This is a genomic window from Candidatus Poribacteria bacterium, from assembly GCA_026706025.1.
In the GTDB taxonomy this organism is placed as follows: Bacteria; Poribacteria; WGA-4E; order WGA-4E; family WGA-3G; genus WGA-3G.
On the sequence record JAPOZO010000022.1, the window covers coordinates 1 to 2,023 of the forward strand.

2 protein-coding genes are annotated in these 2,023 nt (G+C 51.2%); both read left to right on the forward strand.

The annotated features are described in order from the left end of the window. The coding region (locus tag OXH00_04920) for a catalase-peroxidase (protein ID MCY3740341.1) at nucleotides 1-925 on the forward strand (925 nt) is incomplete at its 5' end. 449 nt (nucleotides 926-1,374) lie between these two features. Continuing rightward, on the forward strand, nucleotides 1,375-2,023 hold a 649-nt coding region (locus OXH00_04925), incomplete at its 3' end, for an MFS transporter (GenBank protein MCY3740342.1).

Below are 2,023 nucleotides of genomic sequence, written 5' to 3' on the forward strand. Positions count from 1 at the left end.
GGAACCGCAGTTGTGGCAAGACCCCGTCCCTGATGTCGATCATGAATTGATTGACGCGCAAGACATCGCTGCCTTGAAGACTAAGATTCTCGAATCAGGACTGTCCATTTCTCAGCTCGTTTCAACCGCTTGGGCATCTGCGGCAACATTCCGCGGCACTGACAAGCGTGGTGGCGCGAACGGCGCACGCATTCGCCTTGCACCGCAAAAGGATTGGGAAGTCAACAATCCGTCTGAACTTGAGAAGGTAATTCAGACCCTTGAAGAGATTCAAGCGGAATTTAACGACGCGCAATCCGACGGCAAGCGGGTCTCACTCGCTGACGTGATCGTTCTCGCTGGGGGTGCAGGCGTTGAGGCTGCCGCAAAGAACGCTGACATTGACGTACAGGTTCCCTTCGCTCCAGGGCGCACGGACGCGTTGCAGGAGCAAACCGATGTCGAATCGTTTGCTGTGCTTGAACCGACTGCCGACGGATTCCGCAACTATATCGCAAACGGACACGAGAGAACAGCCGAAGAACTGCTGGTGGATCGCGCACACATGCTGACGCTCACCGCACCTGAGATGACCGTTCTCGTCGGTGGCTTGCGCGTCCTGGATACAAACGTTTGTGAATCCGGATTCGGTATCTTCACCGATCGTCCCGAGACGTTAACAACGGATTTCTTCACGAACCTGCTTAACATGAACATTGAGTGGGCAGCATCCGCTACAGACGAGAATATATTCGAGGGACGCCATCGCTTGACAGGCGATCTCAAGTGGACCGGCACCCGGGTCGACCTTGTATTCGGCTCAAACTCCCGACTCCGAGCCATTGCGGAAATCTACGCATGCGATGACGCACAAGAAACATTTGTGCGTGACTTCGTCGCTGCGTGGAACAAGGTCATGAATCTTGACCGTTTCGACCTTGCCTAATCTCGGCGAGGCAGGGCAGTGGAAGCGTGAAACCCTCACGCTTCCACTGCTCCACCTCCTTCTACACTTTTCTCCTTTCACCCATCTTGTAGGAGCGAGTTTTACTCGCGATTTCCCTTCATCACTCCCGTAGGTGTTTTTGCTTGGGTGTTTCCCCTAAGTTGAACGGTGTTGAGAAGTCAGATATTCGTCTGCCAAACACACCTCGAAGTCAATATCCTCTCCATATATTCAAGAACATAGTGAAACCTAACTTCATACCAGCAGAGTCTCGGAAAATTGAAAATAAAAGCGTTGGATTTCACTCGGTTTTTGTTTCACATAACACTTTTGATAATTCCTTAAAACTGAGTGGCGCTGCGGCTCTAAAGAATCTTGTTGATTTCCTGCCGAAAGTGTGGGAAAATACAGGAAACATTCCAACCCAACGTTTCGCAGATGGGAGAATCATGAAAAACGATAAGAAAACAATCTTCGGATGGTGCATGTATGACTGCGCGAATTCAGCCTATATCACCACTGTGATCGCCGCCATATTGCCCAATTATTTTGCGAAAGCCATTGTTGGCGAAGCAGGTGTCGACATTCTCGGCATGAATGTGAGCGCGACGGCGTTGTGGGGCTATATGTTGGCAACCGCGGCGTTCTGCGTGTTCCTCTTTGCACCCGTGCTTGGTGCGATTGCCGATTTCTCCGGCGCGAAAAAACGGTTTCTTATGGGTTTCGCTTATATGGGCAGTATCTTCGCAACGATGCTCTATTTTTGCCGGTCCGGTGACATCGGATTGACGATTCTGCTATTTCTCGGTTCTCAAATTTGCTTTGTCGGCGGTAATGTTTTCTACGATGCGTTCTTACCACAGATCGCCTCCGAAGACAAACTGGATTCCGTTTCTGCCAGAGGATATGCGTTCGGATATGTCGGCGGTTCGCTGCAATTTACTATTGCCCTCGCTCTCGTCGCCACGCAAAAGACACCGGAAAGCCAAGCGATGGCGGCACGCATCGGGATGGCGATGACGGGTCTCTGGTGGGCAGGTTGGACCCTGTTGACGCTGAAATACCTAAAAGAGGAAAAAACGCCGTATCAACTTCCAG